The sequence below is a fragment of the Klebsiella sp. 54 genome, from assembly GCF_018223875.1.
GTDB classification, from domain to species: Bacteria; Pseudomonadota; Gammaproteobacteria; order Enterobacterales; family Enterobacteriaceae; genus Klebsiella; species Klebsiella quasipneumoniae.
On the sequence record NZ_JAGRRA010000002.1, the window covers coordinates 966,977 to 990,950 of the forward strand.

A 23,974-nucleotide genomic window follows, 5' to 3' on the forward strand; every position below is an offset into this window, starting at 1 on the left:
GGCCTTCCAGAGGCGATAACCCTGCTAACTGTCCGCCAAATGCTTATTCCCTCAGCAGCTAAGTCTATAGTTGAATAAGAAAAAGAGCTTTCAGGTTGAAAGAGAGGGAGGATGTCGCTCATACTCTTACCGGAACCTGTGCGTCTGCGTTTATCTGCAGAAGCAGGCCAGCGTACGGGATAAAACTAATAAGGAATCAGTCATGGCAGAAGAAACGATTTTCAGCAAAATCATTCGCCGGGAGATCCCGTCGGATATTGTTTATCAGGATGAGCTTGTGACCGCTTTTCGCGACATCTCCCCGCAGGCGCCCACCCACATTCTGATTGTCCCGAACGTTCTGATTCCTACCGTAAATGACGTCACCACCGAACATGAACTGGCCCTGGGCCGGATGATGACCGTCGCGGCGAAGATTGCCCGCGATGAAGGCCTCGCCGACGATGGCTACCGGTTGATCGTCAACTGCAACCGCCACGGCGGCCAGGAAGTTTACCATATCCATATGCATCTGCTGGGCGGTCGTCCGCTGGGTCCGATGCTGGCGCACAAAGGCTAACGCCATGCTAAGGACCCTTTTGGGCGCGTGTCTGGCGGCGGGGCTGCTGGCCGGATGTAGTTCACACCCGGAGATCCCGGTTTCTGACCAGCAGGCGCTGGTGATGGAGTCGAGCGTGCTGGCCGCCGGGATCAGCGCCAGCGAGCCTGTCGTCGTGGCGACGGAGATACAGGCTACCGCCTCCTCTACGCTGTATAACGAGCGCCAACAGCCGGTCACCGTGCATTATCGTTTTTTCTGGTATGACGCCCGAGGGCTGGAGATGCACCCGCTGGAGGCACCGCGCACCATCGTGGTCCCGGCTCGCTCCTCGGTGACGTTGTATGGCAGCGCCAATATCCTGGGGGCGCATAAGGCCCGCCTTTATCTTTATCTGTAAGGGGTAATTATAATGATGAAAATGTGTCGCTATGCGTTAATCACAGCACTGGCGATATTCCTCGCAGGCTGTGCGGGGCTGCGTGAGCAGCCCGCGCCGGTAGAAGAGGCCAAACCGCAGCCGCAGCAGCCTGTGCAGCCGCAGCCCACGGTGCCGACGGTACCGGCGGTGCCCTCCGTCCCGTCGCAGCCAGGACCGATTGAGCATCAGGATCAGCAGTCGGGTCAGCCGGCGCCGCGCGTGCGTCATTATGACTGGAACGGCGCGGTGCAGCCGATGGTGGGACAGATGCTGCAGGCGGGCGGGGTCAATGCCGGCAGTATTCTGCTGGTTGACAGCGTGAACAACCGCACCAACGGTTCGCTGAATGCCGGAGAAGCCACCACCGCGTTACGTAACGCGCTGGCGGGCAACGGCAAATTTACCCTTGTTTCACCGCAGCAGCTGGCGGTCGCCAAGCAGCAGCTGGGCCTGTCGCCGCAGGACAGCCTCGGCAGCCGCAGCAAAGCCATGGGCATCGCCCGCAACGTGGGCGCGCAGTATGTGCTTTATTCCAATGCCACTGGCAATGTCAACGCGCCCGAGCTAAAGATGCAGTTGATGCTGGTGCAAACCGGCGAGATTATCTGGTCAGGTAAAGGTGCGGTTCAGCAACAATAAGCTAACGCGCGACGAGCTCTTGTCGCGCTTCTTTCCCCACTATCATCCTGTCGCCTCGCTGAGCCAGACCGGCCTCAGCGGCGGCAGTGTGATTATCAGCGATGGCGACCAGCGACGAGTGCTGCGTCAGCCGCACGACCCGTCTGCCGCTGCCTGTTATTTTCGCCGTCAGTATCGTGCGCTGCGCCGGCTGCCTGCCAGGCTGGCGCCCAATCCTCTGTTTTACTCGCCCTGCTGGATGGTGGTGGAGTATTGCGCGGGTGAGGTGAAAAGCGAGTTACCTGACTGCCCGCAGCTGTCTGGCTTATTGTATGATTTGCATCAGCAACCGCGGTTCGGCTGGCGTGTTAGTCTCGGGCCGCTGCTGGCGCAGTACTGGCAGAGGAGCGATCCGGCCCGGCGCACGCCGCGCTGGCTACGTTGGCATCAGCGGCTGTGCCGCCGGGGAGAGCCTCGTCCTCTGCGGCTGGCGCCGCTGCATATGGATGTCCATGCCGGCAATATTATCCACAGTGACGCCGGTCTGAAGCTGATCGACTGGGAATATGCCGGCGATGGCGATATCGCGCTGGAGCTGGCCGCCGTGTGGATCGCCCCGGACGAGCGCCGCCAGCTGGTGGCGGCATATGCCCGACGGGCGGCTATCGACGCGCAGCAGCTATGGCGGCAGGTGGCGCGCTGGCGTCCGTGGGTACTGCTGCTCATGGTGGGCTGGTATGAAATGCGCTGGCGGCAGAGCGGGGATCGGCAATTTATCATGCTGGCAGATGAAACATGGTGTCAGTTAGACAACGAACGCAAAGGATAAGAGAGGTCAGTGTGGGCCCAGTGATGTTGGATGTTGAAGGGTATGAACTGGATGCGGAAGAGCGAGAGATTCTGGCGCATCCATTGGTGGGAGGGTTGATCCTCTTCACCCGAAATTATCACGATCCGGCGCAGCTGCGGGAGCTGGTGCGCCAGATCCGCGAAGCCTCCCGTAACCATCTGGTGGTGGCGGTCGATCAGGAAGGGGGACGCGTTCAGCGTTTCCGCGAAGGCTTTACCCGTTTACCGGCGGCCCAGTCTTTCGCTGCGCTGCTGGGGATGGAAGAGGGGGGCAAACTGGCCGCCGAGGCTGGCTGGCTGATGGCCAGCGAAATGATCGCCATGGACATCGATATCAGCTTTGCGCCGGTGCTGGACGTCGGTCACATCAGCGCCGCAATCGGCGAACGTTCTTATCATGAAGATCCGCAGAAAGCGCTGACGATGGCGCGTCACGTCATTGACGGCATGCACGCCGCGGGCATGAAAACCACCGGCAAACACTTCCCGGGACACGGGGCGGTGACTGCCGATTCGCACAAAGAAACCCCCTTCGATCCGCGTCCGGCATCGGTTATCCGCGACCACGATATGGCGGTATTCAAAAGCCTTATCGCCGAGCAGCGTCTGGATGCCATTATGCCGGCGCATGTGATTTACCCGGAGCTCGACCCGCGTCCGGCGAGCGGTTCGGCCTATTGGCTGAAAACGGTGCTGCGCGGCGAGCTGGGCTTCGATGGGGTGATTTTCTCCGACGATCTGTCGATGGAAGGGGCGGCGATCATGGGCAGCTATGCCGAACGCGGCCAGGCATCGCTCGAGGCCGGTTGCGATATGATACTCGTCTGCAATAATCGTAAGGGCGCGGTCAGTGTGCTGGATAACCTGTCGCCGATCAAAGCAGAGCGTGTTACGAAATTGTATCATAAAGGTTCCTTTTCCCGTCAGGAGTTAAGGGATTCAGCCCGTTGGAAAACGGTGAGTGCCCAGCTGGAGCAGCTTCATGCGCGCTGGCAAGAGGCGAAGTCCGCGTAACGCTCTGCGGGGCGTTGTTGTCTGGTGAGGATGCGATGATTATCTATTTACACGGTTTTGACTCGAACAGCCCCGGTAACCACGAGAAGGTGATGCAGTTGCAGTTTATTGACCCTGACGTGCGGTTGATAAGCTACAGCACGCGCCATCCCAAGCACGACATGCAGCATCTGCTGAAAGAGGTTGATAAAATGCTGCAGCTTACCGCCGATGACCGGCCGCTGATCTGCGGCGTTGGACTCGGCGGTTACTGGGCGGAGCGGATTGGTTTCCTGTGCGATATCCGTCAGGCGGTGTTCAATCCGAACCTGTTTCCGCATGAGAATATGGAAGGCAAAATCGACCGACCGGAAGAGTATGCTGACATCGCCACCAAATGCGTGACCAACTTCCGCGAAAAGAACCGCGATCGCTGCCTGGTGGTGCTTTCCCGACAGGACGAAGCGTTGGACAGCCAGCGTTCCGCCGACCTTCTGCACCACTATTATGAAATTATCTGGGATGAAGAGCAGACCCATAAGTTTAAAAACATTTCACCGCACCTGCAGCGGCTGAAAGCGTTTAAAACCCTCGGTTAAGCCTTTTCCCCTGTCTCCAAACCCGCGCCGGGTTCACCGCGCGGGTTTTTTCATGTCTACACTTATTGGTTTCGCTGAAAAAATACGCGACAAAACTTGATGCACATCAATTTTGGTATGACCAATGCACCGTTCATGGTATTCTCGACAGTGCTGAATGGTTTCATTGACGTAACTTGTTGTTAAATAAAGGCTATTTTAATAACTTTTATTTAACAATTGGTTAATAATTTTAGGGGTACACATGACTACGCCATTGAAAAAAATCGTAATTGTGGGTGGCGGCGCAGGCGGACTGGAACTGGCAACTCAGCTGGGGAAAAAGTTAGGGCGCCATAAGAAAGCGAAAATCACCCTGGTGGACCGTAACCACAGCCATCTGTGGAAGCCGCTGCTGCACGAAGTGGCCACCGGTTCTCTGGATGAAGGTGTCGATGCGCTGAGCTATCTGGCCCATGCCCGCAACCACGGCTTCCAGTTCCAGCTGGGGTCGGTGGTCGATATCAATCGCGAAGGGAAGACCATCACCCTCGGCGAGCTGCGCAATGAAAAAGGCGAGCTGCTGGTGGCTGAGCGTAAACTGCCGTACGACACGCTGGTGATGGCGCTGGGCAGTACCTCGAATGACTTCAACACCCCTGGCGTTAAAGAGAATTGTATTTTCCTCGACAACCCGCACCAGGCGCGTCGTTTCCATCAGGAAATGCTCAACCTGTTCCTTAAATACTCCGCGAACCTCGGCGCTAACGGTAAAGTAAACATTGCCATCGTCGGCGGCGGCGCCACCGGCGTGGAACTCTCCGCTGAGTTGCATAATGCCGTGAAACAGCTGCACAGCTACGGCTACAAAGGGCTGACCAACGAAGCGCTGAACGTCACGCTGGTCGAAGCGGGCGAACGTATTCTGCCGGCGCTGCCGCCGCGCATTTCCGGGGCGGCGCATAATGAGCTGACCAAGCTGGGTGTACGGGTGCTGACGCAGACCATGGTCACCAGCGCCGATGCGGGCGGCCTGCACACCAAAGATGGCGAATATATTGAAGCGGATCTGATGGTCTGGGCGGCCGGGATCAAAGCGCCAGATTTCATGAAAGAGATCGGCGGCCTGGAAACCAACCGTATCAATCAGCTGGTGGTTGAGCCGACGTTGCAGACCACCCGCGACGCGGATATTTTCGCCATTGGCGACTGCGCCTCCTGCGCCCGTCCGGAGGGCGGCTTTGTGCCACCGCGTGCCCAGGCGGCGCACCAGATGGCCACCTGCGCGCTGAATAACATCCTCGCGCAGATGAAAGGCAAACCGCTGAAGGCGTACACCTATAAAGACCATGGCTCACTGGTGTCGCTATCCAACTACTCCACCGTCGGCAGCCTGATGGGCAACCTGATGCGCGGCTCGATGATGGTGGAAGGGCGCATTGCGCGCTTTGTGTACATCTCCCTGTACCGTATGCACCAGATCGCCCTGCACGGCTATTTCAAAACCGGCCTGATGATGCTGGTTGGGCGCATCAACCGCATCATTCGCCCGCGCCTCAAGCTGCATTAATCGCTGTTGCGACCCGGAGCGCGCCCTGGCGGCGCCTCCGGGCTCTTCTGCTGAACCGGCGGCAATCCCGCTCGGAATCCTCTGAATCCCTTTGATTTGCAGCGAATTCTCGCACTTTTCATCCGCTATCTGATTTGCGCCTTCCCGGGTCCGGTTGCAAAATTGTATCAACAGCAACAAAGGAGGATCTCCCGTGAATAAATCTATGTTGGCGGGTATAGGGATAGGCGTGGCTGCCGCGCTGGGCGTTGCAGCTGTCGCTGGTCTCAACGTGTTAGATCGCGGCCCGCAGTATGCGCAAGTGGTCTCCAGTACACCGATTAAAGAAACCGTGAAAACCCCGCGCCAGGAATGCCGCAATGTCACCGTGACCCATCGTCGTCCGGTACAGGATGAAAACCGCATCGCCGGTTCCGTGCTGGGCGCGGTGGCGGGCGGGGTGATTGGCCACCAGTTCGGCGGCGGTCACGGACGCAGCGTGGCGACGGTGGTGGGCGCGCTGGGCGGCGGCTATGCCGGTAACCAGATCCAGGGCGCGATGCAGGACAACGACACCTACACCACCACGCAGCAGCGCTGCAAAACGGTGTATGACAAATCCGACAAAATGCTGGGTTACGATGTGACCTATAAGATAGGCGATCAGCAGGGGAAAATCCGGATGGATCACGATCCTGGCAGCCAGATCCCGCTGGACAACAACGGCCAGCTGGTCCTGAACAACAAAATCTAAAAACAGATTTGTGTATTGATTAGCCCCTCAATCGCTCAGGCTGAGGGGCTTTTTTTATCAGAAGGTTAACGCGTAATTCAGACCGAAGGTGCGGCCGCGGCCCTTGTATTCATACAGCGACGAGCTGCCGTAGGTTGGGCTGTAGAGCAGCGGCGCGCGCTGGCCCCAGATGGTGATATAGTCTTCGTTAAGCAGGTTTTCGATACTGAAGGTCAGTTTTCCCACCGGCAGCGCGTAACTGCCGATAAAATCGACGGTGTTATAGCCTTCCAGCTTGTTGCCGGCGGCGTCGCTGAGGTCAAACACCTGCTGGCTCTGCACGCGCAGGCTCCACGGATCCGGCGCCCAGCCCACCCAGGCGGTGGCTTTGGACGGCGAGGCGAGGGTGACGTCCCACTTCTGCCAGCGGCCATCGGTCTGCACCTGTGATTTCAGCACGTTGAAGTTGCCGCCGACGCTCCAGTCGCTGTCCGGAATAAAGTAATCGACCGCACCCTCAACGCCGTAAATACGCCGTTTGTCGGACTGAACATCGATGGTCATATCGGTACGGTTGACGACGATGGTCTTATCCGAAGTCGAGTAATACGCCGCCAGCTGGGTGCGCAGGTTATCGCCGGTATAGCGCCAGCCCAGCTCATACGAGTTAACTTTGATCCCCTGCAGCGGCGAGTCATCGACGTTGACGCTGGAGAGCAGCGGCAGATGACCATTGACCGCCGCGCCGTATTTCCCGATGCCATAGTATTTACCCGGATCCGGCAGCTCAACGCCCTGCGAGAAGTTAAACCAGGTCTGCTGACGCTCGGTCAGATGGGCCACGATCCCGGCGTTAAACAGGAAGTTGTCATAATCGGTTTTGCCGCCTTTGATGGCGTCGGCGGAGCGCGCTTTGCCGTTGGCGATATCCTGTTGCTGGGCGTAGCCGACAAAGTCGTCAACCCGGTTTTCGGTCCACTGGTAGCGAACCCCGCCGCTGAGGGTAAAGATATCGTTCAGATCATAGCTCGACTGCAAGAACGGCGCGACGTTGGAGATACTGTATCCCGGATAGCGGCCGGTGGTGTAGATCGATTCGTTGTGCAGCCCGCCGGACGCCAGCGATTGTTGCAGATCGAAGAACATCTGGTTGGCATTGAAGGTCTCATGATCGGCGTCGAGACCCCAGGTGAGATCCCATCCCGCCAGCGGCTGGCTGTTGAGGGTCAGCTTTGCCCCGTACTGATCGGTATCCTGCTGCGACGAGGAGAAGCTGCTGACCTGACCTTTGCTGAGCGTCGGGAATGGATAGAAGGTGAGGGACTCATCGCGATAGTACACCTGGCTCACCAGATTCTGGCCGAAGAAATCGGCATCGGAGTACTGGAGGCTGATCAGATGGCGCTCGGTGCCGGGGATACGATCGGAATTGAGCCCATCGGTGGTGTACGCTTTGCCGCCGCTGGTGACCGCGGACATATTTTTCCCGAGCCACAGGCCATAGTCATCATCGCCCTGGCTTTTATAGTACTGGGTGACCAGCTGCAGCTGGCGGTTGTCGTCGATCTCGATCGTCCCCGTCCCCATGACGTCCAGACGATCAGAGTGCTGGAGCCCCGTTTGGGTGTTATCGAGGATCAGCGCATCGTTATTGCCGTCGTACCAACCGCCGAAACGCTGATAGGCTACCGATAAACGCCCGGACGCGTGGTCTGTCCCGCCGCTGACCGCCGCCGCGACACGCTCATCATGATCGTTGCTGTTTGCAAACCCGCTCTTGCTGCCCACCTCAAGATCGACCTGGCGATCCTGCTGCCCTTTTTTGGTGACGATGTTGATAAGTCCGCCGGTACTGCCGCCGCCGTACAGCGAGGTTGCCCCGGAGATCACTTCGACATGCTCGATGTTGAACGGGTCGATGGCGTCGAGCTGGCGGCTGTCGGTGCGGGAAGAGTTGAGCCGGACGCCGTCAATCAGCACGACGATGGCGCGCCCGCGCATGTTCATCCCATAGTTGGTGCGCCCCTGGCTGCTGACGTCGATGCCCGGGATCAGCTGCGCCAGCACGTCTTTGAACTCTTTTCCGCCCTGGACCTGCTGCTCAATCTCCTGGCCCTCAATGACCCAGGTGGTTTGGGCCATTTCGGCAACGGTGCGATGGGTGCGGTTCGCGCTAACGATGATGCTGTCTTCTTCAGACTGAGCCGCCAGCGCAGGCAGCGCGCTGGCCAGCAGCAGAGGGTGGAGCACCCAGAGGCGCTTTTTCATATCCATTCCTTTTATGAGCAAGTTGTTTTGTCGTTGTTATGGGCCGGCGTCGGGCCGGTATTCGTTACAATGCGAAACATCTGGAAAAACTCAAAAAAGGATTTTGCACATAATGAATATCGCAATCAATATCATTTGCGTTTATCTTGCGCGAGAAAAGGTAATAAAAATCAATCTATTTTGTGGGGATAAAGCGAAACGGCTGGCGGTTCCGGCGGTTGAACACCGCCGGAAGCGGGGCGCATCAGGACTCGAGGACCAGCGGCCAGAGACGGAGGGTGGTGTCAGTGATTTGCATCAGTTTGTCAAAATCGGCGCCTTCCCGTGCGCTGATGGACATCCCCTGCAGGACACAGTTGAGAAACTGCGCCAGCTGCCCCACGTCGCGGCCCGCGGGCAGTTCGCCCTGCGCTTGCCGCTGCTGCAGAAACTGGGTTAGCGCCTGCTCCTGCATCGCATGGCGGGATTTGATGGTATTGGCGATATCCGTCGAGGAGGCGGCCAGCGCGGCGGAGGTATTAATGATAAAGCAGCCGGCCGGTGTCTCTTTGCTGGTAAAACAGGTGGCGACCGCGGTGAAGTAGTCGCGCAACGCCCGATCGACGGATTTTCCCTCAGCAAACAGCACGGCTTCGTGCTTCGCGGCAAAGCGCGAAATGTAACGGTCCAATACTGCGCGGAACAGTCCTTCTTTATTCACAAATTCCGCATACAGGGTGGGGGCTTTTGCTCCTGTCGCCTCGACCAGATCGGCGAGCGAGGTCGCCTCATAGCCGTGCTGCCAGAAGAGTGTCATGGCTTTGTCCAGCGCCGCATCCCTGTCGAACACCTTCGGTCGGCCACGGCTTTTTTTGGCGCAACTCTGAACGTCAGTTGTCATGATGCCGTTGTACCTATGTTGGTTTGGTGAATCGTCATTATAAAAATAAACGATCGCCGGGGCCAGCGCTGTTGGTTCAAAAATAAATAATTCATATGCGTATGAAAATTAAGCATTTTATAAATAGTTAAACGATCGTTATAAAAATGCGTTGACGTGTGACTTAGATCACATTAATATTTACCTATCGATCGTTAAGTTAATGCTTACGACCCTACTATAAAATTCATCTGCATAGGTATAATAATCATGAAAACCGTTAATACTCTGGCTATTGCCGCCGTGCTTAGCTCCCTCTCTTTCGCCAGCTTTGCCGCTGTTGAGGTGCAGTCCACCCCAGCCGGCCAGCATAAAGTGGGCACCATCTCTGCGTCCGCAGGGACTAACCTGGGGTCGCTGGAAGACCAGCTGGCGCAGAAAGCGGATGAGATGGGCGCCACCTCATACCGTATTACTTCGGTAACCGGTCCGAATACCCTTCACGGTACCGCGGTTATCTACAAGTAAACCCGATGCGTCGCTGCCCGGCCCCCTTCACCGGTCAGCGATGAGTAATACCCTGTTGTACCCCTGTTTGACCCTTGCCAACAAAAAACCCGCCTTCAGGCGGGTTTTTTGTTTTCTGCAGCGTGAGGTTACAGCGACTGCGGGCCGGGGTCCGCATGACGGGTGACGTCAATGGGCATGCCCGAGCGGTAATTCATCGCGCGCTCCATCACTGTTCCGTCGGTCTGCGGCGCCTGTTTGAACGCCTTCATGGCCGCGTTAAGCGTAATAGGCAGGGTCTGCGGATCATCATCGATATGCTCAGACAGCGGCTGATGGACCTCAACCAGACGGCGACCGTCCGGCTCTACCGACGCCTTGATCGGCGTGTTGATAATATTCACCTTCGTGCCCGGCGAGATGGCGTTGTACAGCGCCTTGATATCGTTGTCGCGCAGACGAATACAGCCGGAGCTGACGCGCATACCAATGCCGAAATCGGCATTGGTGCCGTGCAGGAGATAGACTCCGCCATAGGCGGCGAGGCGGATGGCGTGATGTCCCATCGGGTTGTCAGGACCGGCAGGCACCACCGCCGGCAGCTCAATCCCCATCGCTTTGTAGCGCGCGCGAATGTTGGCGGTTGGCGTCCAGGTCGGATTGGCCCGCTTGTCGGACACGGTCGTAACCATTGTCGGCGTGATGGTGGTTCCGCCCAGCTGGCCGATGCCGATCGGGTAGACGGTCACTTCATTCTTGCCCGGCGGGTAATAGTAGAGGCGCAGTTCGGCAAGGTTAATCACCAGCCCTTCGCGCGGCGCATCGGGCAGCAGCGTCTGCAGGGGGATGGTCAGCACGCTGCCGGCGCGCGGAACGTAGGGGTCCACCCCGGGATTGGCCTGCAGCAGGGCCAGGAAGCCGACATTGTACTTTTTGGCAATCGCCTCCAGCGAACCGCCGTTATCCTGCACCACATGGAACTGATTCTGCCCCACCAGTCGGCTGCCCGGCGGGGGTAGGGGCCAGGTGTTAGCGCGCGCGGGCAGCGCCAGCGCAGCAACCAGCGCGACCAGCGCCAGCATCAAGGGGAAACGGATTCTCATTACCATAACTCCAAAATATATAAGTGGTTATTTTTATATGAAAAAGGAGATGAGATTATGGCGTGAGTCTGTGTGGGGAAATCCAGGCGGATTGCAAAATGTTTGTAAAGATTGCCAGATATGTGGAAAGGGGGATACGGCGTAACGGCCATATCCCCCCGCGATCAGGCGACGGCGTTCTCTTCCAGCTGGCGCATGAACTGGCGAACCCAGTCCATCCGCGTCTTACGCTCCTCGAGATCCTGCATGAACTTCAGGCGCGTCGGCCCGTCCAGGCGGAAGTGCTGCGGCTGCTTCTGCAGCAGGCCAATTAACCACACCGGATTGACGTTGTTTTTCTCGTTAAATTCGATCACGCCGCCTTTTTCGTTACTTTCCAGTTTACGGATCCCCAGCTTCTGCGCCTGCTGACGCAGACGGGCGATATCCAGCAGGTTGCGGGCGGCGTCGGGCAGGCGGCCAAAACGATCGATCAGCTCGACTTTGATCTCCTCCAGATCCTGTTCGTTTTTGGCGCTGGCAATGCGCTTATAGAACGACAGGCGGGTATTGACGTCGGGGATGAAATCGTCAGGCAGCAGGGAAGGCATGCGCAGTTCGACTTCCGTCTGCTGGCTGGTGAGATCCTCCAGCGACGGCTCGCGCCCGGCTTTCAGCGCATCCACCGCATTCTCCAGCAGCTCCATATACAGGGAGAAGCCGATGGTCTCCATCTGACCGCTCTGATCTTCGCCCAGCAGTTCCCCGGCGCCGCGGATCTCCAGATCGTGGGTAGCTAGCGCAAAGCCGGCGCCGAGATCTTCCAGCGAGGCAATGGCTTCGAGGCGCTTTTGCGCATCGGTGGTCATCGCCTTTGGATGCGGCGTCAGCAGCCAGGCATAGGCCTGGTGATGGGAGCGGCCAACGCGGCCGCGCAGCTGGTGCAGCTGGGCGAGGCCAAAATGGTCGGCGCGTTCGATGATGATGGTGTTGGCGGTGGGAATGTCGATCCCGGTTTCGATGATGGTGGTGCACACCAGCACATTGAAGCGCTGGTGATGGAAGTCATTCATCACCCGCTCCAGCTCACGCTCCCGCATCTGACCGTGGCCGATGGCGATCCGCGCCTCAGGCACCAGCTCCGCCAGTTTGTCGGCGGCTTTCTGGATGTTCTCGACGTCATTAAACAGGTAGTAAACCTGGCCGCCGCGCAGCGTTTCACGCAGGATCGCCTCGCGCACCACCAGCGCATCGTATTCGCGAACGAAGGTCTTTACCGCCAGGCGGCGCGCCGGCGGCGTGGCGATGATCGACAGATCCCGCATCCCGCTCATCGCCATGTTCAGCGTTCGCGGGATCGGCGTGGCGGTGAGGGTCAGGATATCGACATCGGCGCGCATCGCTTTGATACGCTCTTTATGCCGCACGCCAAACCGGTGCTCTTCGTCGACGATCAGCAGCCCCAGATCGCGCAGCTTCACCTCGCTCTGCAGCAGCTTGTGGGTGCCGATCAAGATATCGATTTTGCCTTCCGCGGCCTGCTCGAGGATCTGCGCCTGCTCCTTAGCGCTGCGGAAACGGGAGAGCATTTCGATGCGTACCGGCCAGTTGGCGAAACGATCGCGGAAGTTGTCATAGTGCTGCTGAGCCAGCAGGGTGGTCGGCACCAGTACCGCCACCTGTTTGTGGTTCTCCACAGCGAGGAAGGCGGCGCGCATGGCCACTTCGGTCTTGCCGAAGCCCACATCGCCACACACCAGGCGGTCCATGGCCAGCGGCTGGCACATATCGCTGAGGACGGCGTTGATCGCCTGCGCCTGATCCGGCGTGGTTTCAAATGGGAAACCGTCGCAGAACAGCTGATACTGTTCGCGGTCGTGTTTAAAGGCAAAACCGGCTTTCGCTGCGCGCTGGGCGTAGATATCCAGCAATTCGGCCGCGACGTCGCGTACCTTCTCGGCCGCTTTTTGCCGCGCCCGGGTCCAGGCATCGCCGCCCAGCTTATGCAGGGGCGCGTTCTCTTCCGCTCCGCCGGCGTAGCGGCTAATAAGATGCAGGGAGGAGACCGGAACGTATAATTTGGCATCGTTAGCGTAGGTCAGCATCAGGTATTCGCCGGTGATGCCGCCCGCCTCCAGGGTGGTCATCCCCGCATAGCGTCCCACGCCGTGTTCCAGGTGAACGACCGGCTGGCCGATATGCAGTTCGGCAAGGTTGCGAATGAGTGTGTCAGGGTTAATGGTGCGACGGGAATCCTGACGACGGCGCGCGACGCGCTCGCCGAGCAGGTCGCTCTCGCAAATCAGCGCCAGGCCGCGCTGGCTGTCGATAAACCCGTGCTCGGCGGCGCCAATCATCAGATAGCGGCCGTTGCCGGTGGCTTCCTCCAGACGCAGCACGTGTTTTGGCGCAACTTTAATCCGCGCCAGCATTTCGCTCAGCGCTTCACGGCGACCCTCGCTTTCCACCGAGAAGATAACCGGGCCGGTAAACGCTTCGAGGAAGCGGCGCAGATTATCCAGCGGCGCTTTGTTTTGTGCCTGGACGGCGAGGTCCGGCAGCGTCTGGTAGCCCAGATTGGTATTTGCCGCTTTGTCCGCCAGGCGCTCGGTTTTCAGCTGTACGCGCGGCCACTTTTTCAGTTCGCTAAACAGCTCATCGCTGCGCAGCCACAGCAGTTCCGGCGGCAGGAGCGGGCGCATCGGATCGACGCCGCGGTTTTCAAAACGGGCGCGGGCTTCATTCTGGAAACGCTCCGCGCTGGCCTCGAGATCGCCGGTGTTGACGATCAGCGTGCTGGACGGGAAATAGCTGAATAACGGCGGCAGCGGCTCGCTGAAGAACAGCGGCTGCCAGTATTCGATACCGGCAGGCAGCGTCCCTTTACTGACCTGCTGATAGATATGCTCGGCATCGCGTTTCACTTCAAAGCGGTCGCGCCACTGGCTGCGGAACAGCTCGATGGCGGTCTGATCGGTGGGGAATTCGTGCGCCGGGAGCAGGTTAATGGCCGCCACTTCCTCCAGCGTGCGCTGGCTGTCGACGTCGAACAGGCGCAGGCTGTCGATTTCATCGTCAAAGAAATCGAGGCGGTAGGGCTGGTCGCTGCCCATCGGGAACAGATCGAGCAGCGCGCCGCGGGTAGCATATTCGCCATGCTCCATCACCTGATCGACATGGCGGTAGCCGGCCCCCTCAAGCTGATCGCGCAGCGCATCGCGCGACAGGCGCTGACCCTTTTTCATCACCAGCGCGTGGCCGTGAAGGAAGCTGTGCGGACAGACGCGCTGCATCAGCGTGCTGACCGGGACGATCAGCACGCCGCGCTGCATGGTGGGTAACTGGTAAAGGGTGGCAAGACGGGAGGAGATGATGTCCTGATGCGGTGAGAAGCTGTCATAAGGGAGCGTCTCCCAGTCCGCCAGCCCCATCACCATGCTGTCGGTGAACTGCCTGATCTCGTCGTTCAGACGCAGCGCGTTTTGCATGTCAGGCGCCACCAGCACCACCGGGCCCTTGTGGCGTTCGGCCATCTCCGCCACCAGGGTGGCGCAGGCTGCGCCGGTCAACTCGCCAAGCTGGCGCTGGTCACCGGCTTTCACCGGCAATGAGTATCGATATTGTTCAGGCATAGACGGTTTCATGGTCTCTTAGGGATTCGCTCTGCCGATATGGAGGGCAACTCGCTGATATTCAATAGTGAGATTATCCGCGATTGGTCTGGATTCGCCAACCCGAATTGCCATCGCGTGTTGGGTGAAGAAAGGTCAGCGCTGTCGATAAGCGTAAAGATAAATAAGTAAGTACTTATCTATCCGTTTGTATTTGCTTGGGTTTTAGGATTTTTGCTAATAAAGTCGTCAGGTATCAGTCATTTACGCTGCCCCTAATCGCTTATATACTCGGGAATCGGCTATCAGCAACCAGATGGATGACATGTATCAACCTGCCGCACTCTTTATCGGCCTGCGCTATATGCGTGGGCGAGCAGCCGACCGCTTCGGTCGCTTCGTCTCCTGGCTTTCCACCATCGGTATTACCCTCGGCGTCATGGCGCTGGTGACGGTCCTGTCGGTGATGAACGGCTTTGAACGCGAGCTGCAAAACAACATCCTGGGGCTGATGCCCCAGGCCATACTTAGCGCCAAACAGGGTTCGGTGAATCCCCAACAGCTGCCGGAGCGCGAGGCGAAACTCCAGGGCGTAACCCGGGTGGCGCCGATCACCACCGGCGACGTGGTGCTGCAGAGCGCGCGCAGCGTGGCGGTCGGGGTCATGCTGGGCATCGACCCGGCGCAGAACGATCCCCTGACCCCGTATCTGGTGAACGTCAAACAGAGCGATCTGCAGGCGGGTAAATATAACGTTATTCTCGGCGAGCAGCTGGCGGGTCAGCTGGGGGTTAATCGCGGCGATAAAATTCGCCTGATGGTTCCTTCCGCCAGCCAGTTTACGCCGATGGGCCGCGTGCCGAGCCAGCGCCTGTTTACGGTCATCGGCACCTTCGCTGCCAACAGCGAAGTCGATGGTTATCAGATGCTGACCAACATCGACGACGCTTCCCGTTTGATGCGCTATCCGCTGGGGAATATCACCGGCTGGCGCCTGTGGCTGGATAAACCGCTGCAAGTGGATACCCTCAGCCAGCAGACGCTGCCGCCGGGCACCCAGTGGCAGGACTGGCGCGAGCGCAAGGGTGAACTGTTCCAGGCGGTGCGCATGGAGAAAAATATGATGGGCCTGCTGCTCAGCCTGATCGTCGCCGTCGCGGCCTTCAACATTATTACCTCGCTGGGGATGATGGTGATGGAGAAGCAGGGCGAAGTGGCGATTCTACAGACCCAGGGGCTGACGCCGCGGCAGATTATGGCCGTCTTCATGGTGCAGGGCGCCAGCGCAGGGATCGTCGGCGCGCTGCTGGGAGCGGTGCTTGGTGCGCTGCTGGCCAGCCAGTTGAATAATTTAATGCCGATCATCGGCGCCTTCCTTGACGGCGCGGCGCTGCCGGTGGCGATTGAGCCGCTGCAGGTCGTCGTTATCGCCCTGGTGGCGATGGCGCTGGCATTGTTGTCTACGTTGTACCCTTCCTGGCGCGCTGCCGCCACTCAACCCGCTGAGGCTTTACGTTATGAATAAGATCCTGCTGCAATGCGACAACCTGTGCAAACGCTATCAGGAAGGCAATGTGCAAACCGATGTCCTGCACAATGTCAGCTTCAGCATTGATGAAGGCGAGATGATGGCCATCGTCGGTACCTCCGGCTCCGGCAAAAGTACCCTGCTGCATCTGCTGGGCGGCCTCGATACCCCCACCTCTGGCGACGTGATTTTCTCCGGCCAGCCGATGAGCAAGCTCTCCACCGCCGCGCGCGCCGACCTGCGTAACCGCGAGCTGGGCTTTATCTATCAGTTCCACCATCTGCTGCCGGACTTTAGCGCACTGGAAAACGTGGCGATGCCGCTGCTGATTGGCAAAAAGAAGCCGGCGGACATTGAACGCCAGGCGAAAGCGATGCTGCAGGCGGTCGGGCTTGAACACCGCAGCCATCACCGTCCGTCGGAACTCTCCGGTGGCGAACGCCAGCGGGTGGCGATTGCCCGCGCGCTGGTGAACAAACCGCGACTGGTATTGGCGGATGAGCCGACCGGTAACCTCGACGCTCGCAACGCCGACAGCATCTTCCAGCTGCTGGGCGAACTGAACCTCGCGCAGCGCACCGCGTTTCTGGTGGTGACCCACGACCTGCAGCTGGCGAAGCGGATGAGCCGCCAGCTGGAGATGCGCGATGGCCGCCTGACCGCCGACCTGACCCTGATGGGGGCCGAGTAATGGCCTCTCCGTTATCGTTACTGATTGCATTGCGTTTCAGCCGCGGCCGGCGGCGCGGCGGCATGGTGTCGCTGATCTCGGTGATCTCCACCATCGGTATTGCGCTGGGGGTGGCAGTGCTGATCGTCGGCCTCAGCGCGATGAACGGCTTTGAGCGCGAGCTGAATAACCGCGTGCTGGCGGTGGTGCCGCACGGTGAAATCGAACCCGTGAACCAGCCGTGGAATAACTGGCAGGAGGCGCTGGCTAAGGTGCAGAAAGTGAAGGGGATAGTCGCCGCGGCGCCCTATATTAACTTCACCGGCCTGGTGGAAAGCGGCAGCAATATGCGCGCCATCCAGGTGAAAGGGGTCGACCCGCAGCAGGAAACCCGGCTCAGCGCGCTGCCCACCTTTGTGCAGAATAACGCGTGGGCCGGCTTCAAGGCCGGTGAACAGCAGGTGATTCTGGGTAAAGGCGTTGCTGATGCGCTGCACGTGAAGCAGGGAGACTGGGTGTCGATCATGATCCCTAACGCCGACGCCGACCATCAGCTGCTGCAGCCGAAACGCGTCAGGCTGCACGTGACCGGTATTTTGCAGCTGAGCGGCCAGCTCGATCATAGTTTTGCCATGATCCCGATGCAGGATGCGCAGCAGTACCTGGAGATGGGCGGCAGCGTGACCGGTATCGCCATCAAGGTCACGGACGTTTTCCATGCTAACAAGCTGGTGCGCGACGCCGGCGAGGTGACCAACAGCTACGTCTATATCAAGAGCTGGATCGGCACCTACGGCTATATGTATCGCGATATCCAGATGATCCGCGCCATTATGTACCTGGCGATGGTGCTGGTGATCGGCGTGGCCTGCTTCAATATCGTCTCGACGCTGGTGATGGCGGTCAAAGACAAAAGCGGCGATATTGCGGTGCTGCGCACGCTTGGCGCAAAAGACGGCTTAATTCGCGCGATTTTCGTGTGGTATGGTTTATTAGCCGGATCGGTAGGCAGCCTGTTTGGGGTGGTGATCGGCGTGATCTGCGCGTTGAACCTGACGTCAATCATCAACGGCATCGAATACCTGATTGGGCATAAATTCCTCTCCGGCGACATCTATTTTATTGACTTCCTGCCGTCAGAACTGCACTGGCTGGACGTCTTTTATGTGCTGGTGACAGCACTGTTGCTGAGTTTGCTGGCCAGCTGGTATCCCGCCCGCCGCGCCAGCCGTATCGACCCGGCGAGGGTGCTGAGTGGCCAGTAATTTATCGTCATCGTCGGCCTGGCTGACGACACAAGAGGAATTGCTGAAATGTACTATGGATTTGACATTGGCGGCAGCAAGATAGCGCTGGGCGTATTTAATCAGGAGCGGCGACTGCAGTGGGAAAAACGCGTCGCCACGCCGAAAAGCAGTTATGAGGATTTTCTTCAGGCGGTAGAGGCGCTGGTCCGCGAGGCCGATGAGCGCTTCGACCAGCAGGGGTCGGTTGGGATCGGTATCCCGGGGATGCCGGAAACGGCGGACGGCACGCTGTATGCCGCTAACGTGCCTGCCGCCAGCGGCCGGCCGCTGCGCGCCGACCTCAGCGCGCGGCTGGGGCGCGATGTGCGCCTCGATAATGACGCCAACTGCTTCGCGCTGTCGGAAGCGTGGGACGATGAGTTTACGCAATACCCGCTGGTGATGGGGCTGATCCTCGGCACCGGCGTGGGCGGCGGCCTGGTGTTGAACGGTAAATCGATTACCGGACATAGCTATATCACCGGCGAGTTTGGTCATATTCGTCTGCCGGTGGATGCCCTGGAGGTGGTCGGGCGTGATTTTCCGCTGCTTCGCTGCGGCTGCGGCCAGCTGGGCTGCATTGAAAATTATCTCTCCGGCCGCGGTTTTGCCTGGCTGTATGAACATTTTTATCAGCAACCGCTCACCTCGCCGGAGATTGTGGCGCAGTGGCAGCAGCACGATCCGCGCGCCCAGGCGCACGTAGAGCGCTATCTCGATCTGCTGGCGGTGTGTCTGGGGAATATACTGACCATTGTCGACCCGGATTTGCTGGTGCTCGGCGGTGGATTATCTAACTTTACGGCCATTAGCGAAGGGCTGGCGCAGCGATTACCGCGCCATCTTCTGCCGGTCGCCAGGGTACCGCGCATTGAGCGCGCGCGCCACGGCGATGCCGGGGGAATGCGCGGTGCGGCCTTCCTTCATCTGACCCATTAATCACAGAGGTAGCTATGCAGTCGCGCCGTTTACATCGATTGAGCCGTTTTCGTCGCAATAAACGTCAGTTGCGTGACCGTCTGCGTCAGCGGATTTTCTTTAGGGAGGACAGGATGAAGCCTGAAGCGATGGCCAAACCGAGAGTGGTGGTGTTAACCGGCGCGGGCATATCGGCGGAGTCGGGGATCAAAACTTTCCGCGCGGCCGATGGCCTGTGGGAAGAGCATCGGGTGGAAGATGTGGCGACGCCGGAAGGCTTCGCCCGCGACCCGGCGCTGGTGCAGGCGTTCTACAACGCCCGCCGTCGTCAGCTGCAGAGTCCGGAGATCGCGCCGAACGCGGCGCATCTGGCGCTGGCGCGTCTGGAGGATCTGCTGGGCGACCATTTTCTGCTGGTCACCCAGAATATCGATAATCTGCACGAACGCGCCGGCAACCGCCGGGTGATCCATATGCACGGCGAGCTGCTGAAGGTGCGCTGTTCGTGGAGTGGCCAGGTGCTGGAGTGGACCGGCGACGTCACCGCAGAGGATAAGTGCCACTGCTGCCAGTTCCCGGCGGCGCTGCGTCCCCACGTGGTCTGGTTTGGCGAAATGCCGCTGGGGATGGACGAGATCTACAGCGCGCTGGCCGAAGCGGATATCTTTATCGCCATCGGCACCTCCGGCCACGTTTATCCGGCGGCCGGCTTTGTGCACGAGGCGCGGCTGCACGGCGCCCACACCGTTGAACTGAACCTGGAGCCCAGCCAGGTGGGCAGCGAGTTTGCCGAAAAGCACTACGGACTGGCGAGCGAAGTGGTGCCCGCCTTTATCGATAAGCTGCTGCAGGAAAACGCGCTGTAAACTGAAGCAGCCTGCCGGGGACGAGGGCGACGCCCGCCGCCTCCGGCAACGCTGCTGACAAGGATGATACGTCATGACAGGAGTCAGACCATGCATAATCCCCTGGTCATTGAATCGATCGCCTTGATCGCGGCCATTCTCGTTGGCGTCTGGAGCCAGCGTGCTTTACCGCTACACGCCGACAGCCGACCGATCCTCTTCCTGCTGTGTCTGTTCGTCGGCACCGGCAGCGCATTGTGCCTGCTGCTGGATGGTTTAGCCCTGTTGCTAACCGGCCAGATAGCGACCGGCGGTGTGCGAATATACGGCCCGTTGCTGCTGCTGGTGGCGCTGTGGAAACCCCTCAACGGGGTTGTCGGCATCATGGAGGGTGTTTTGCAGCGGCGAGCCGCAAAAGGGAAGGGTAAAGGTCAGCGCGACGGCGGACGACGCTGATCCGCTTCCCCCTGAGACGCGCATAACTTTCTCCTGGCTACCGTCAGCCCCCGGCGGTCGCTCTGACGATATGGCCCGGACCGGCGCCGGGCAATGATCTCCATCCTGTCATTCTCGGCTTCTCCTTTCTGAGCGATTTCCTATTCTATTTTGTGCGTGACCGCTGATTTCTGTACGTTTTTTTGTGCAGACCGGCAAATGTAGACCAGATTCAATAGGCGCCCGCGCGATCGCGCCGCACCCCTCAATTCCGCCGGAAGTCTGCAAAGGAGACCCCGCCATGCCGTCACCGATGATTTATCAGGATCTCACCACCACCGCGCTGCTCAGCCATGCGGCGCAATACCACAGCGAGACCGAGATCGTCTCGGTGAGCGCTGGCGGTGAGAAGGAGCGCAGCAGCTGGGGGGAGGTGGCCTGCCGCGCTCAGCGGCTGGCGTCGGCGCTGGCATCATTGGGGCTGCCACCGGGCGCCCGCTGCGCCACCCTCGCATGGAACAACCGTCGCCACCTGGAGATCTATTTTGCCGTCGCCTCCGGCGGCTGGGTAACGCATACCGTCAATCCGCGGCTGTCGATTGACCATCTACTGTATATCCTCAACGACGCTGCCGACGAAGTGCTGTTCTTTGATCAGACCTTTTTGCCGCTGGTAGCGCAGCTGCTGGCGCAGCTGCCGACGGTGAAACACCTCGTGCTGATGGAGCCCCGCAGCGAAGCGGCGCTCAGCCAGCTGCCCTCATTGCTGTTTTATGACGATCTGTTGCAGCAGGGGACAGTAGACTACCGCTGGCCGCAGTTGAATGAACTGACGCCGGCCTCGCTCTGCTATACCTCGGGAACCACTGGCCGGCCGAAAGGGGTGTTGAATACCCATCGTTCGCTGGTCCTGCACGCTTTGAGCGGCAATCAGCCGGACGCCGCCGGGATATCGGCCAGGGACAGCCTGTTGCCGGTGGTGCCGATGTTCCATGTCAACGCGTGGGGGACGCCGTTTATCGCCGCCATGGTCGGGGCGCGGCTGGTGCTGCCGGGGCCGCACCTCGATGGCGACAGCCTGCTGCAGCTGCTGGCTGCCGAGAAAGTAACCGTGGGGTTTGGCGTGCCGGTGATCTGGGCCGGCTTGCTGGCGGCGATGCGTCGGACAGACGTGAGAATGCCTGAATTCAAACGTGCGCTGGTTGGTGGCTCCGCGCTGCCGCCGTCGATGGCCGAGGCCTTTCAGCGCGATTACGGCATTGCGCTGACCCACGCCTGGGGAATGACCGAAACATCGCCTATCGGCACCATCAACACGCTGTTGAGCAAACATGACGCCCTCCCGGCACAGGAGCAGCAAAAGCAGCGTACCGGTCAGGGGCGGCCTATTTTTGGCATCGAGCTGCAGGTGGTCGACGTGGATGGCGAACCGTTGCCCCGGGATGGTCAAAGTCAGGGGTATCTGCAGGTGAGGGGGCACTGGGTGGTAGAGCAATACTATGGTCAGGACGAAAGCGCCCTGACCGCGGCAGGCTGGTTTGATACCGGCGATATCGGTACGCTCGACGCCAATGGTTATCTGGTGATCAGCGATCGGGCAAAGGATATTATCAAGTCCGGTGGCGAGTGGATCTCCACCGTTGAGCTGGAGAATATTGCCATCGCGCATCCGGCGGTACGCAGCGCGGCGGCCATCGCCGCCCGCCACCCGCGCTGGGACGAACGGCCGGTGCTGCTGTGCGTCCGCGCGGAAGGAGGGGAAGTGGAGGAGAGCGATCTGCTGGCCTGGTTTGAGAAACGGGTGCCTAAATGGCAGATCCCGGACCGGGTGATATTTGTCGATGCGCTACCGGTCAGCGCCACGGGCAAGGTGCTTAAAAACCAGCTGCGCCAGGCCTACGGGGAAATTTTAATGAGTGAGGGATAATGAGCCACGCGCGACCCGGTCTGACGACCTGCTCTCAGTATGACGCAGCGCTGCACGCCTTGTCGGCGGCGCGCCAGCGCTGGGCGGAAACCTCAGTGAACCGTCGTCTGGCGCTCCTGCGCCAGATCAAGGATGCCCTGGCCAGCATAGCGCCGGCGTGGGTGGAGGCGGCGGCGAGGGCTAAAGGGCTGCCGGCGGGGGATCCGCTGACGGGCGAAGAATGGCTGGCGGGCCCCTGCGCGCTAATGGTCGGCTGCAACGGGCTTATCGCCACCCTGGAGCAACTGGAGGAGAAAACCTTTCTGCGGCGGATCCCGCTGAGGACGCTGGCGGACGGCCGGCTGGCGCTGCGGGTGGTGCCCGGCACGCTCTGGGATCGGCTGCTGCTCTCCGGTATTCGCGCTGAAATTTGGATGCAGCCGGGAGTCACCCGGGCCAATCTCGATCGCTGCGCGGCAGCCGCATACGACATCCCGCCGGCCGCGCGGCAGGGCAAGCTGGCGCTGGTGCTCGGCGCCGGAAATGTGGCCTCTATCGCGCCGCTGGACGTGTTACACAAGCTGTTTATTGAAAATCAGGTCTGCCTGCTGAAGCTCAACCCGGTGAATGATTATCTGCACGATCTGCTGGCTCAGGCTCTGGCGCCGCTGATCGCCATGGATGCGCTCCGCATTGTCACCGGCGACGCCCGGGCGGGGGCGTGGCTGACCACCCATCCCGCTGTCGATGAGATCCATATCACCGGATCGCGGGAGAGCCATGACGCCATCGTCTGGGGCGACGGTGAGGCCGCTCGCCAGCGTCGGGCCGCCGGGACGCCGCTGAACCCGCGCCGGGTGACCTCAGAGCTGGGCGGGGTCAGCCCCACCATTATCGTCCCCGGGCCATGGAGCGAGGCGGATATCGCTTTTCAGGCGCAGCAGCTGGCGACGCAGAAAATGAACAACGGCGGGTTTAACTGCGTGGCCAGCCAGGTGCTGATCCTGCAGCAGGGCTGGGAGCCGGCGTCGGCCCTGCTTAACCAGCTGTACCGGCTGATCGCCGCCAATACCCGCCCGGACTATTACCCCGGCGCGGAAAACCGGTTGACTAACTTTCGCCTGCGCGCCCGCCAGCCGCTGGAGATAGCGCGCGGCGATGCGCTGCCGTTGATTGTGGCGAACACCGAGGATGACCCCGACTTCTGCCAGCAGGAGGTCTTTGGTCCGGGGCTGTCGATCACCCGCCTTGAGGCCGACAGCGCGGAAAGCTTTCTGCGTCAGGCGATCGGCTATGCCAATCAGCGGCTGCAGGGCACGCTGGGAGCCAATATTGTGATCCACCCGCGCACCCGTAAAGCGATAGGGCGTAAGCGTTTTAACGCGCTGATCGCCGAGCTGCGCTACGGCACGGTGGCGATCAACTGCTGGAGCGGGGTAGCCTTCCTGTTAGCCCCTTGCCCGTGGGGGGCGTTCCCTGGCCATACGCTCGACGATATTCAGAGCGGGCGGGGCAAGGTGCATAACAGCTTTATGCTGGAGAAAACCGAGCGCACGGTGATTGAGGCGCCGTTTCGGCCGTTTCCGCGCAGTCTGTGGCATGGCGAACTGACGCTGATGCCTTTGCCGCCCTGGTTTATTACCCACCGGGGGCAGGAAGCGGTGGCGCAGCGGCTGGCGGATTTTTACCATCGGCCGCGCTGGCGCAAGCTGCCGGCGATCCTCTGGCGCGCGCTGAGAGGCTAAAGTGAGGGCAAAAAAAGGGCGGAACCGCGGTTCCG

Annotated in this window: 24 protein-coding genes; 19 read left to right on the forward strand and 5 right to left on the reverse strand. The window is 59.8% G+C overall.

The annotated features are described in order from the left end of the window. Positions 1-202 precede the first annotated feature (202 nt). From hinT to KHQ24_RS06260, 8 genes are all read left to right on the forward strand, one after another. The gene (hinT, locus tag KHQ24_RS06225; protein WP_004204571.1) at positions 203-559 is read left to right on the forward strand and encodes a purine nucleoside phosphoramidase; all 357 of its coding nucleotides are present in this window, start codon (positions 203-205) and stop codon (positions 557-559) included. Between the two features lie 4 nt (positions 560-563). Beyond that, a complete protein-coding gene (locus KHQ24_RS06230; protein ID WP_004204572.1) occupies positions 564-938 on the forward strand; it encodes a YcfL family protein in 375 nt (124 codons plus the stop codon). 21 nt (positions 939-959) lie between these two features. After that, complete coding sequence (gene lpoB / locus KHQ24_RS06235) at positions 960-1,598, forward strand: penicillin-binding protein activator LpoB (protein ID WP_074194131.1); 639 nt, start codon at positions 960-962, stop codon at positions 1,596-1,598. Then, the gene (gene thiK / locus KHQ24_RS06240) at positions 1,579-2,406 is read left to right on the forward strand and encodes a thiamine kinase (RefSeq protein ID WP_064178151.1); all 828 of its coding nucleotides are present in this window, start codon (positions 1,579-1,581) and stop codon (positions 2,404-2,406) included. Before lpoB ends, thiK begins: the two co-directional genes overlap by 20 nt. 23 nt (positions 2,407-2,429) lie before the next feature. Then, positions 2,430-3,440, forward strand: coding sequence for a beta-N-acetylhexosaminidase (gene nagZ, locus KHQ24_RS06245; protein WP_074437481.1), 1,011 nt, complete (start codon positions 2,430-2,432; stop codon positions 3,438-3,440). A gap of 35 nt (positions 3,441-3,475) precedes the next feature. Beyond that, on the forward strand, positions 3,476-4,018 hold the full coding sequence (gene ycfP, locus KHQ24_RS06250; RefSeq protein WP_002900775.1) for an alpha/beta hydrolase YcfP: 543 nt from the start codon (positions 3,476-3,478) through the stop codon (positions 4,016-4,018). A 244-nt stretch (positions 4,019-4,262) separates the two neighbouring features. Further along, a complete protein-coding gene (locus tag KHQ24_RS06255) occupies positions 4,263-5,567 on the forward strand; it encodes an NAD(P)/FAD-dependent oxidoreductase (protein ID WP_008805997.1) in 1,305 nt (434 codons plus the stop codon). A 193-nt stretch (positions 5,568-5,760) separates the two neighbouring features. Continuing rightward, the gene (locus KHQ24_RS06260; protein ID WP_002900781.1) at positions 5,761-6,300 is read left to right on the forward strand and encodes a glycine zipper 2TM domain-containing protein; all 540 of its coding nucleotides are present in this window, start codon (positions 5,761-5,763) and stop codon (positions 6,298-6,300) included. Positions 6,301-6,357: 57 nt separating this feature from the next. Here the strand turns inward: KHQ24_RS06260 and KHQ24_RS06265 are convergent, their stop codons facing one another. Then, the gene (locus KHQ24_RS06265; RefSeq protein WP_043519501.1) at positions 6,358-8,547 is read right to left on the reverse strand and encodes a TonB-dependent siderophore receptor; all 2,190 of its coding nucleotides are present in this window, start codon (positions 8,545-8,547) and stop codon (positions 6,358-6,360) included. Positions 8,548-8,616: 69 nt separating this feature from the next. Between KHQ24_RS06265 and KHQ24_RS06270 the strand changes: the two genes are divergently transcribed. Next, a complete protein-coding gene (locus tag KHQ24_RS06270; protein WP_004140642.1) occupies positions 8,617-8,739 on the forward strand; it encodes a hypothetical protein in 123 nt (40 codons plus the stop codon). Positions 8,740-8,791: 52 nt separating this feature from the next. Here the strand turns inward: KHQ24_RS06270 and KHQ24_RS06275 are convergent, their stop codons facing one another. After that, complete coding sequence (locus KHQ24_RS06275; protein ID WP_004204579.1) at positions 8,792-9,427, reverse strand: TetR/AcrR family transcriptional regulator; 636 nt, start codon at positions 9,425-9,427, stop codon at positions 8,792-8,794. Next, positions 9,424-9,543, reverse strand: coding sequence for a hypothetical protein (locus tag KHQ24_RS06280; protein ID WP_048294479.1), 120 nt, complete (start codon positions 9,541-9,543; stop codon positions 9,424-9,426). Before KHQ24_RS06280 ends, KHQ24_RS06275 begins: the two co-directional genes overlap by 4 nt. Positions 9,544-9,676: 133 nt before the next feature. On the opposite strand from KHQ24_RS06280, the gene bhsA reads away from it, so the two are divergent. Beyond that, a complete protein-coding gene (gene bhsA / locus KHQ24_RS06285) occupies positions 9,677-9,934 on the forward strand; it encodes a multiple stress resistance protein BhsA (RefSeq protein ID WP_002900788.1) in 258 nt (85 codons plus the stop codon). Between the two features lie 128 nt (positions 9,935-10,062). On the opposite strand, the gene ldtC is transcribed toward bhsA, so the two are convergent. Next, positions 10,063-11,016 carry a L,D-transpeptidase LdtC gene (gene ldtC / locus KHQ24_RS06290; protein ID WP_017898955.1) on the reverse strand — a complete coding sequence of 318 codons (954 nt, stop codon included), beginning with the start codon at positions 11,014-11,016 and terminating at the stop codon, positions 10,063-10,065. Between the two features lie 164 nt (positions 11,017-11,180). Next, positions 11,181-14,627, reverse strand: a complete 3,447-nt coding sequence (mfd, locus tag KHQ24_RS06295; RefSeq protein ID WP_064183060.1) for a transcription-repair coupling factor — start codon at positions 14,625-14,627, stop codon at positions 11,181-11,183. Between the two features lie 39 nt (positions 14,628-14,666). On the opposite strand from mfd, the gene KHQ24_RS06300 reads away from it, so the two are divergent. From KHQ24_RS06300 to KHQ24_RS06340, 9 genes are all read left to right on the forward strand, one after another. Beyond that, a complete protein-coding gene (locus KHQ24_RS06300; protein ID WP_004140630.1) occupies positions 14,667-14,798 on the forward strand; it encodes a hypothetical protein in 132 nt (43 codons plus the stop codon). Positions 14,799-14,931: 133 nt separating this feature from the next. Beyond that, positions 14,932-16,131 (forward strand): lipoprotein-releasing ABC transporter permease subunit LolC, encoded by a 1,200-nt coding sequence (gene lolC, locus KHQ24_RS06305; RefSeq protein WP_004204582.1) that lies wholly within the window; start codon positions 14,932-14,934, stop codon positions 16,129-16,131. Continuing rightward, positions 16,124-16,825 (forward strand): lipoprotein-releasing ABC transporter ATP-binding protein LolD, encoded by a 702-nt coding sequence (lolD, locus tag KHQ24_RS06310; protein WP_004204584.1) that lies wholly within the window; start codon positions 16,124-16,126, stop codon positions 16,823-16,825. The genes lolC and lolD overlap by 8 nt, the downstream gene beginning before the upstream one ends. Further along, positions 16,825-18,069 (forward strand): lipoprotein-releasing ABC transporter permease subunit LolE, encoded by a 1,245-nt coding sequence (gene lolE / locus KHQ24_RS06315; RefSeq protein ID WP_008806005.1) that lies wholly within the window; start codon positions 16,825-16,827, stop codon positions 18,067-18,069. Before lolD ends, lolE begins: the two co-directional genes overlap by 1 nt. A gap of 48 nt (positions 18,070-18,117) precedes the next feature. Beyond that, positions 18,118-19,029, forward strand: coding sequence for an N-acetylglucosamine kinase (gene nagK, locus KHQ24_RS06320; protein WP_032455829.1), 912 nt, complete (start codon positions 18,118-18,120; stop codon positions 19,027-19,029). A 14-nt stretch (positions 19,030-19,043) separates the two neighbouring features. Next, positions 19,044-19,874, forward strand: coding sequence for a Sir2 family NAD+-dependent deacetylase (gene cobB, locus KHQ24_RS06325; RefSeq protein WP_017898959.1), 831 nt, complete (start codon positions 19,044-19,046; stop codon positions 19,872-19,874). Positions 19,875-19,964: 90 nt separating this feature from the next. Next, a complete protein-coding gene (locus KHQ24_RS06330) occupies positions 19,965-20,309 on the forward strand; it encodes a hypothetical protein (protein ID WP_023317922.1) in 345 nt (114 codons plus the stop codon). 280 nt (positions 20,310-20,589) lie between these two features. After that, on the forward strand, positions 20,590-22,215 hold the full coding sequence (locus KHQ24_RS06335) for a long-chain fatty acid--CoA ligase (protein WP_211777166.1): 1,626 nt from the start codon (positions 20,590-20,592) through the stop codon (positions 22,213-22,215). Beyond that, positions 22,215-23,939 (forward strand): aldehyde dehydrogenase family protein, encoded by a 1,725-nt coding sequence (locus KHQ24_RS06340; RefSeq protein WP_211777167.1) that lies wholly within the window; start codon positions 22,215-22,217, stop codon positions 23,937-23,939. Before KHQ24_RS06335 ends, KHQ24_RS06340 begins: the two co-directional genes overlap by 1 nt. Positions 23,940-23,974: the final 35 nt, after the last annotated feature.

Bases quoted from the DNA above. Each gene is read 5' to 3' on its own strand.
- KHQ24_RS06265 (WP_043519501.1), bottom strand. From the start codon at position 8,547: ATGAAAAAGCGCCTCTGGGTGCTCCACCCTCTGCTGCTGGCCAGCGCG.
- KHQ24_RS06330 (WP_023317922.1), top strand. From the start codon at position 19,965: ATGCATAATCCCCTGGTCATTGAATCGATCGCCTTGATCGCGGCCATT.
- nagZ (WP_074437481.1), top strand. From the start codon at position 2,430: ATGTTGGATGTTGAAGGGTATGAACTGGATGCGGAAGAGCGAGAGATT.
- lolE (WP_008806005.1), top strand. From the start codon at position 16,825: ATGGCCTCTCCGTTATCGTTACTGATTGCATTGCGTTTCAGCCGCGGC.
- hinT (WP_004204571.1), top strand. From the start codon at position 203: ATGGCAGAAGAAACGATTTTCAGCAAAATCATTCGCCGGGAGATCCCG.
- mfd (WP_064183060.1), bottom strand. From the start codon at position 14,627: ATGCCTGAACAATATCGATACTCATTGCCGGTGAAAGCCGGTGACCAG.
- KHQ24_RS06300 (WP_004140630.1), top strand. From the start codon at position 14,667: ATGGAGGGCAACTCGCTGATATTCAATAGTGAGATTATCCGCGATTGG.
- KHQ24_RS06335 (WP_211777166.1), top strand. From the start codon at position 20,590: ATGCCGTCACCGATGATTTATCAGGATCTCACCACCACCGCGCTGCTC.
- lolC (WP_004204582.1), top strand. From the start codon at position 14,932: ATGTATCAACCTGCCGCACTCTTTATCGGCCTGCGCTATATGCGTGGG.
- KHQ24_RS06270 (WP_004140642.1), top strand. From the start codon at position 8,617: ATGCGAAACATCTGGAAAAACTCAAAAAAGGATTTTGCACATAATGAA.
- bhsA (WP_002900788.1), top strand. From the start codon at position 9,677: ATGAAAACCGTTAATACTCTGGCTATTGCCGCCGTGCTTAGCTCCCTC.
- ycfP (WP_002900775.1), top strand. From the start codon at position 3,476: ATGATTATCTATTTACACGGTTTTGACTCGAACAGCCCCGGTAACCAC.
- cobB (WP_017898959.1), top strand. From the start codon at position 19,044: ATGCAGTCGCGCCGTTTACATCGATTGAGCCGTTTTCGTCGCAATAAA.
- lpoB (WP_074194131.1), top strand. From the start codon at position 960: ATGTGTCGCTATGCGTTAATCACAGCACTGGCGATATTCCTCGCAGGC.
- KHQ24_RS06255 (WP_008805997.1), top strand. From the start codon at position 4,263: ATGACTACGCCATTGAAAAAAATCGTAATTGTGGGTGGCGGCGCAGGC.
- KHQ24_RS06230 (WP_004204572.1), top strand. From the start codon at position 564: ATGCTAAGGACCCTTTTGGGCGCGTGTCTGGCGGCGGGGCTGCTGGCC.
- KHQ24_RS06275 (WP_004204579.1), bottom strand. From the start codon at position 9,427: ATGACAACTGACGTTCAGAGTTGCGCCAAAAAAAGCCGTGGCCGACCG.
- nagK (WP_032455829.1), top strand. From the start codon at position 18,118: ATGTACTATGGATTTGACATTGGCGGCAGCAAGATAGCGCTGGGCGTA.
- ldtC (WP_017898955.1), bottom strand. From the start codon at position 11,016: ATGAGAATCCGTTTCCCCTTGATGCTGGCGCTGGTCGCGCTGGTTGCT.
- KHQ24_RS06340 (WP_211777167.1), top strand. From the start codon at position 22,215: ATGAGCCACGCGCGACCCGGTCTGACGACCTGCTCTCAGTATGACGCA.
- KHQ24_RS06280 (WP_048294479.1), bottom strand. From the start codon at position 9,543: ATGCTTAATTTTCATACGCATATGAATTATTTATTTTTGAACCAACAG.
- lolD (WP_004204584.1), top strand. From the start codon at position 16,124: ATGAATAAGATCCTGCTGCAATGCGACAACCTGTGCAAACGCTATCAG.